At 29.1% G+C, this 8,000-nt stretch carries 7 protein-coding genes; all 7 read right to left on the bottom strand.

What is annotated here, in order from left to right; all coding sequences use genetic code 11:
• Window positions 1-1,092, bottom strand: coding sequence for a hydrogenase formation protein HypD (gene hypD, locus L8U37_RS04865; RefSeq protein ID WP_263728723.1), 1,092 nt, complete (start codon window positions 1,090-1,092; stop codon window positions 1-3).
• A complete protein-coding gene (locus tag L8U37_RS04870; RefSeq protein ID WP_012661500.1) occupies window positions 1,079-1,360 on the bottom strand; it encodes a HypC/HybG/HupF family hydrogenase formation chaperone in 282 nt (93 codons plus the stop codon). The genes hypD and L8U37_RS04870 overlap by 14 nt, the downstream gene beginning before the upstream one ends.
• The gene (hypB, locus tag L8U37_RS04875) at window positions 1,360-2,094 is read right to left on the bottom strand and encodes a hydrogenase nickel incorporation protein HypB (protein ID WP_261530076.1); all 735 of its coding nucleotides are present in this window, start codon (window positions 2,092-2,094) and stop codon (window positions 1,360-1,362) included. The genes L8U37_RS04870 and hypB overlap by 1 nt, the downstream gene beginning before the upstream one ends.
• A 63-nt stretch (window positions 2,095-2,157) precedes the next feature.
• Window positions 2,158-4,356, bottom strand: a complete 2,199-nt coding sequence (gene hypF / locus L8U37_RS04880; protein ID WP_263728724.1) for a carbamoyltransferase HypF — start codon at window positions 4,354-4,356, stop codon at window positions 2,158-2,160.
• Complete coding sequence (locus L8U37_RS04885) at window positions 4,337-5,851, bottom strand: hypothetical protein (RefSeq protein WP_263728725.1); 1,515 nt, start codon at window positions 5,849-5,851, stop codon at window positions 4,337-4,339. Before L8U37_RS04885 ends, hypF begins: the two co-directional genes overlap by 20 nt.
• 76 nt (window positions 5,852-5,927) lie before the next feature.
• Window positions 5,928-6,593: a M48 family metallopeptidase gene (locus L8U37_RS04890; RefSeq protein ID WP_263728726.1), complete on the bottom strand. Its 666-nt coding sequence runs from the start codon at window positions 6,591-6,593 to the stop codon at window positions 5,928-5,930.
• Window positions 6,569-7,885, bottom strand: coding sequence for an MATE family efflux transporter (locus L8U37_RS04895; protein WP_263728727.1), 1,317 nt, complete (start codon window positions 7,883-7,885; stop codon window positions 6,569-6,571). Before L8U37_RS04895 ends, L8U37_RS04890 begins: the two co-directional genes overlap by 25 nt.
• Window positions 7,886-8,000 lie beyond the last annotated feature (115 nt).

Below are 8,000 nucleotides of genomic sequence, written 5' to 3' on the forward strand. Positions count from 1 at the left end.
TTATGCCTTATCTTGATAGTATTTATAATAAGCTGCGCAAGCTCCTTCACTAGAAACCATACAGCTACCTATGGGATTTTTTGGAGTGCAAGCTTTTGCAAACACCTTACAATCGTAAGGCTTGGCTAAGCCTCTTAAAATTTGACCACAAATACAAGCCTTGCTTTCGTTTTTACTTTGTACTTTACAATCAAACACTTTGCTAGCATCTAAGTGTGCAAATTCATCTTTTAGACAAAGCCCGCCATTTACAATCACTCCAAGACCTCTAAATTCAAAATCACAAGGTTTAAAGTATTTTTCCACTAAAGCCTTAGCTTTTAAATTTCCTTCTTTGCTAACTACTCTGTGATATTCATTATAAACTTCAAAAGTATTTGCATTCATTTGCTCTACTATATTCAACACACTAAGCATTATATCAACTGGCTCAAAACCACTCACTGCTATAGGAGTTTTGTATTTTTTAGCAATAGGTTCATAAATGTTTGATCCTGTGATAACGCTTACATGGGAAGGTCCTAAAAAGGCGTCAATTTTTACATTTTCATCTTGCATGATAGCTTCTACTGCAGGTGGAACCAACACATGATTAATATGAAAAAATAAATTTTTTAAATTTAAAGCTATACCTTTTTCTATAATCACCCCACTCATAGGTGTAGTTGTCTCAAAACCTATGGTAAAAAAGATTATATTTTTTTCAGGGTTTTTTAAAGCTATATCTATCACATCCAAAGGTGTATAAAGTGCTCTAATATCAGCCCCTTTAGCTCTAAGATCAATTAAGCTTTCATAACTTCCTGGCACTTTAAGCATATCGCCTAATACGCAAAAGATAGTATTTGGCATACTTGCAAGCTTTAAAGCCACATCAATACGCTCTCTTGGCATAACACACACAGGACAGCCTGGGCCATGAACAAAATTAATTTCTTTTGGCAATAAATCAGGCAAACCAAATTTCATAATACTATGCGTATGTCCACCACAAATTTCCATGATGTTAATAGGCTTAGTAATTTTAGAAGCAATAAGTTCTTTTAGGGTTAAAATTCTTTCTTTATCTCTAAAATCATTAATTAAATCCATTTTTTAGCCCCATATCGCCTTCATTTTCATCGATTTGTCCATTTTGCATTTTCTCTGCTATATCAGCATAAATTTTTAAACTCTCTTGTGCAGCTTGAGTGTCGATTTTCTCCATAGCAAAACCCACATGTATAAGCACATAATCGCCTACTTTTAAAGGCTCACTTATTAAATCCAAACTTACTCTTCTTTTAACCCCTAAAGTTTCTACTATGGCTGAATTTAGCTCATCAATTTCTAAAATTTTAGAAGGTATAGAAAGACACATTAGTTAAGCTCCTTTTTCATTTTTAGATAATTTATCCAAAGATCAAATCCTGTTTTTGTTTTACTATCTAAAATCATAATATCTATTTTAGGATTTAGCCTTTTAGCTGCCATAGAAGCTGCTTTGAAATCAAAGTCAAAATGTTGAGCCAAATCGGCTTTAGTAATGACTAATAAATCAGCCTTTCTAAACATCACTGGATATTTTTCCACCTTATCGCTACCTTCTGTTACTGAAAGTAAAACTACATTTAAATGTTCACCCAAATCATAACTTGCAGGACATACCAAATTTCCCACATTTTCAACAAAAACTATATCGAGTTCGCTAAGTTTAAAATGATGTAAAGCTTCATGCACCATAAAAGCATCTAAATGACAAGTTTGTCCTGTAGTAATTTGATGAGCTAAACCTCCTGCTTTAATAATGCGATTTGCATCATTATTGGTTTCTAAATCTCCTTCAACCACAGCTATTTTTAAATCATCTTTTAAAGTTTTTATAGTTTCTTCTAAAAGCGTTGTTTTGCCGCTTCCTGGGGAACTCATTAGATTAATACAAAGAGTATTATACTCATTAAAATGCTCTCTATTATGAGCTGCTTGATGATCATTTTTTGATAAAATTTTACTAATAACATTAATAGTTTTTTCATCTTTTAAAACTGGATTTTCATGATGGTGATCATGATGATGTTCATGTCCATTAATAGAACAGCCGCAATCTTTACACATAATCTTTCCTTTATATTTTTATTTTATTGTATATAAAAAAGTATTAAAAAAATATGAGTTTTATTAAGTTTTTAAAGATAAATAATGCACAAGTTGCCCAAGTGCAATAGAACTATCATTACAAGGAAATTGTAAAGAAGTTTTATAAGCAAAATTTTTTCGATCTAAAATTTCAAGCAAGGTTTTATTTTGAAATACCCCACCACATAAAAGCACTTCTTCTTTAAAATCTTTTGAATATTCTATAATTAAATTTGCAATGCCATTAAGCAAACCTGTGCTAATTTTAACTTTATCTTTATCTTCTAAAGCTTGCAAAAAAGCATTTTTAAAACAAATTTCTTTTTCTTTGATGTTAAATTTGTAACTATAATCAAGATTTTTATCATAATATTTTTCCATCAAAAGCCCAGTTTGTGCTTCATAATCAAGCTTTTGTATATCAAAAGCAAAAGCGCCAAAAGCATCGATAATCCTACCAAGAGAACTCGTATATAAAGAGCTTTGAGTGTGAATTTTTTTAAGATTATTTAATTTTACTTGAGAAAATTTAGCTAAAAACTCGCTAGCTTTGCTTTCTAAATTAAAATCAAAAATTAAAGCTAAAGCTAAATTTGCGATATTTTTAATATCTGCATTAATTAGTTTGAAATTTTTAAAATGATTTAGCCTTTCATAGCTTTTTAAACTCGCTCTAAAAATCTCCCCACCCCAAATTTTTCCATCATCTCCATAACCTGTTCCATCAAAAACAAAGGCTAAAACATTATTTTTGTAAATTTTGTGTTCAAATAAACAAGCACACAAATGTGCATAGTGATGTTGCACGCGAAAATTTTTATAATCTCTAAATTCTTTTACATAGTTAAATTGTGGGTGCTTATCGCTTAAAATCTGATCAAAATTTAGTTTATAAGAGTTTTGAAAGAAAGTTAAAATTTTAAAAAATCTCTCTTGTATGTCTAAACTTTTCATATCGCCTATATAAGGAGAAATGAAAATTTGATTTTTAAAAAAACAAGCAAATTCGTTTTTTAACTCACTTCCTAGAGCTAGAATATTTTCTTTTGTATTAAAAATACTTGCTGTATTGATATAAAGTGGGTTAAGGCCTCTTGAAGTCCTTAAAAACATAGTTTTTTCGCTAATAACTTGAGCAATGCTATCATCGCTTGAGTTGTGTATTGTTCTATCATAATCAAGATAAAAATCAAATACATCACTAAGTTGCTCTAAAAGTTTTGTTTCTTCATAAATAATGCTTTGTGAGCTTAGATTAGCACTTGTTGCAATGATAGGTTTTTTAAAATGTTCAAAAAGCATTAAATGCGTTCCCATATAAGCTAACATAATACCTATTTTATTGGTATCTGGTGCTAAGCTTTTATGGATATTTTTGCTATTTAAAATAACTATGGGTTTTAAATTTGAAGTTAAAAGTTTTGCTTCAGCTTCATTAATAAAAGCTAATTCTTGAGCCATTTTAAGATCTTTTACCATGATAGCAAAAGGCTTTTTAGGGCGATTTTTGCGTATTCTAAGTTCATTTATAGCATTTTCATTTGTGCTATCACAAATTAAATGAAACCCACCCATACCTTTAAAAGCTATGATTTTACCTTCTTCTAAAAGCTTTGCAAGCAAGATAAAAGCTTTTTCATCTTTGGCTAAAATATTTTGATTTTTATCTTTTAAAAAAATAGTAATTTTACATTTTGGGCATGAGAGTGGTTGGGCATGAAAACGACGATTAGTAGGATCTTCATACTCGCTTTGACAAAAAGAACACATTTTAAACTCATCCATAGTCGTATTAACTCTATCATATGGGAGTTTTTTTATAATAGAAAATCTTGGTCCACAATTTGTACAAGTGATGAATGGATATTTAAAACGCGGATTTTTCTCATCATAAAATTCATTATAACAATCCTCACAAAGAGCAAAATCACTTAAAATCGGGCTAAATTTTTCACTATCTTGTGAAGTACTTATGATAAATTCATTATAAGTTTTTTGAAGTTTTTTATAAGAAAAGCTAAAATCATCTATCCTAGCTAAAGGTGGTAAATTAGCAAAAAGTTTTTCTTTAAAAATTTTTAAATCATCATTGCTACACTCAAGGATTACAACAACACCTAAGCTATTATTATAAACTTCACCTTTTAAATTAAGCTCTTTAGCTATGTTAAAAACAAAAGGACGAAAGCCAACGCCTTGCACTAGCCCTTTAATATGAATTTCATATCCAAAGTGGGACATCACTTAACTTAAAAAATGGTATGTGTTTAAATACATTTTTGCTAAGGCTTTTATGCTCAAACAAGCTCCCACTAAGCACGGCACAATCAACTTGCTCTTTAGCCTTTAAATCATCAAATAAATCCCTTAAAAAATACGCCAAACTCTCAACAACACCTAAGGCTATGATTTGATTTTCTACTCCAGCAAGCTTAAAACTCATCACACTTCTTAAGGTTTTAGTGTAATCAAATTCTTTTTGCTCATTAAGCTTAAAGTCTATCCTAACACCTTTTGCCATTTTACTCTCATCAGCTAAGGCCAAAAGTGCTAATGCTGCTTTTTTCTCATCCTCACCAAGCTCTAAAATCATCCCTACCATGCCAAAAAGATTAAAAAAATTATTAGCCATATTTAGTTCTTTTCGCACAAGAATAAATTCTTTTTCGTAATTAGCTAATAATCTCTTAGCAACATCATCTTGACTTATAGTTTCATAAAACTCATCAAAGCTTTTTGGTAAATTTAGTTTTAAAAGATTGATTTCTTTATCAAGTAAAATAATATCATCATTTCTTTTGCTAAGTTCTAAAAGCAAAGGCTTTTTGTCTTTAAAATCAGACAATATACAAGAAATTCTTGCGAAATTTTTATCCTCTTTTTGAAAAATCAAATTTTTAAACTCGGTTAAAATATAATCATAACCCCTACAAACTACTAGTTCATTTTCGATTAAAGCTACTTCAAAATCATCTTCAAAATGTTCTAGCTTTTTAAAATTTAAAAACTTAATTCCTTCTTTTTCAAGTTCAAAACATAAAGCAAACAAGAAAAGATTATCATATATTTTGATTTTAAAATATTCATGATTTAATTGATGATTTTGTCTAAAAATAGCATTAAATTTAAGCTTCATTAGAGGCTTTTCAATCCCTGCTAAGATTTTAAATTGCTCGTTATTACAAGAAAAAAATGCATTGATATGTTTTGGGTCGCAAGGTATTAAAAAATCATCCAATGCTTCATTAAAAATTTCAAAAGCATATATTCCTTTTGGACTTTTAAAATGCATTTTTTCTTTGTTTTTTAATTTTTCCAAGGCTTTTTTTAAATTATCGTAGAAATTTTCTTTAGTGATTTTTATAAAATCTTCTTCTATTTTAAATTCTTCTTTTACAAAAATACCCCATTCATTTTCTAAAAGCTCGCCATTAGTATAAGCATTTGCATTAAGTCTTGTTAAAAAACTTCTTTTAGTGAAGTTTTTTTCTTTTTTTATAGGTGTAAAATCTTCTTCTATAACTTTTAAGTCAAATTTGTTTAAAAAAACACTATGGCTAATATTTTCTAAATTAGAACAAAAGGCTTGAATTTCATCTTTTTCGCCTTTAATCTTAATGATGATTTTTTCATCTTTTTGCTCATAATCATACACATAATCTTTAGCATAATAAGCTAACAAATACTCAAAAATATCATTTTTAGATTTATAATCAAAAGTAATTTCTAAAAGCAAGTTTAAAACCTTAAAATTAAATTTTTAAAAATATAAATATAACAATTTTAATTCTAAGGAAAGCTTAAAAATATACTTAAAAAATAAGACTTTTTAGAAAAACTTCTCTTGCTTTATAATCAGGCATTAATTTATATAAAAAATCATAAAATTCTTTTTGATGATGTGGGTAGATTAAATGTGTAAGTTCATGTAAAATCACATATTCTATAGCTTTTATAGGTTTTTGCATGAGTTTTAAATTTAAGTTTATGTATGCTTTTTGATGATTGCAAGAACCCCATCTTGAAATCATTTCCTTAATGCAAATTCTTTGCACCTTTCTTTCAAAAGCAAATTCCCATTTTTTTATATAAAACTCAAAAATCACTCTAGCACTACGCCTTAAGAAAAGATCTAAGGCTTTTTGACTTTTTGCAAAGATTTTACCTTTTTTAATAAATACTTTTTTATAATTTTCATCAAAGACTAACTTGTATTTTCTACCTAAAAAATATAGCTCATCACTTGCTATAACTACCTTTTTTAAAGAAAGTTCTTTTTCTTTAGCTCTAATCCAACTTTCATTTTTTTCTAAAAATCTTAAAACATCTCTTTGCTCATAATATAGCGGTATGCTAAGCTTGAAATTTAAATCTCTATCTATCCTAAGTCTTAGATATTTAAGTTTTTTCTTTTCAAAAGCAAAACAAAATTCTTTAAATTCTAAAATTCCTTTTATACTAGAGCTTTGCCTTGCCATTTTTTACTTTTCCATCTATATGAATTTACAATGCCACGTAAAAACTCATCCGCACAAAAACCTATCCAAACTCCTAAAATTCCAAGCCCAACATAAAAACAAAGCACATAACCAACCGGTAAAGAAACCCCAAGCATAAACACCACTCCACTTAAAAACGGAAATCTCGCATCGCCACTTGCTCTTAGCGAATTCACCATGACTATATTAAAAGTTCTTGAGATTTCTAAGAAAATTGAAAGAGTAAAAAGTGGTATCATAAGCTCTTTTAAACTCTCTTCAAGCTTTACTACACCCATGGTAAAATCTTGCAAAACATAATTAAGTAAAGCTACAAAAGCACTTGCTACCACGCTAAAATATAAAGCTATCCATGTATGTTTATAGGCCACATTTAAGTATTTTGCGCCGACTAATTTACCTATGATAATTTCATTGGCTACGCTTATAGCTTGCCCTACTAGCATGATGAGCAAAGAAATTTGAAAATAAATCGTTTGAACGCTTAAATTTTCTTTACCCAAACTTGCTACAAAAGCAAAAGCTATGGTGTATTGTATAAACCATATCAAATGCTCTCCTGCTGCAAAACCACCGATATTAAAAATCTTTTTAAGCACAGCTTTTTCAAGGCTTATCATCTCTTTGATTTTAAGATGAATTTTGAGTTTAAAACTAAGTATTGCTACAAGCATGCTAAAGGCTACCAAACGCCCAAGTATATTACTAAGCCCTACCCCAAAAAGCTCTAACTTTGTAAAATGTAATACATAAAAATTTCCTATAAATATCACAATATTCATCAATAAGGTAGTAAACATAACCCAATAAGCCATATTATACACCCTAATAATAGCAGCCAAAACTATACCCATAGCGTCAAAAAACAAACAAATTCCAAGCATGTGCAAGTAAATCGCACTATCTTTTAAAAGCTCATTTGGAATTTGTAAAAGATAAAGCAAAAACTCTCCATGCCATAAAATCAAACTTCCGCACACAAAACCAAGCAAAGCATTTAAAAATAAACTTTGATGAATTGCCTTTCTTGCTAGAGTGTAATCTTTAGCCCCTAAAGCTTGAGCAATCACTACGCTACAACCCACACTTAAAAAACTAAAAATAATGATAAATAAATCTGCTACTTGATTACCCGCACCCATAGCTCCAACTAAAAAGTTAGAATATTGCGAAACCATAACGGTGTTGATAATCAAAGAAAAATATCTTAAAAACATTTCTAGCAATATAGGCATACTAAGATGTTTGAGTGAAAGTTGTTTGCTAGCCATAAATACTCTTTTTGATAATAATCTTTTGAAAGTAAAAAGTAATTTTACTTAAAAATTACTTTTTATAAGCTTTATAATATTTCTAAAACAAATTTATCATTTTCATCTTTAAAGG

Source organism: Campylobacter sp. RKI_CA19_01122, from assembly GCF_025771325.1.
GTDB lineage: Bacteria > Campylobacterota > Campylobacteria > Campylobacterales > Campylobacteraceae > Campylobacter_D > Campylobacter_D lari_D.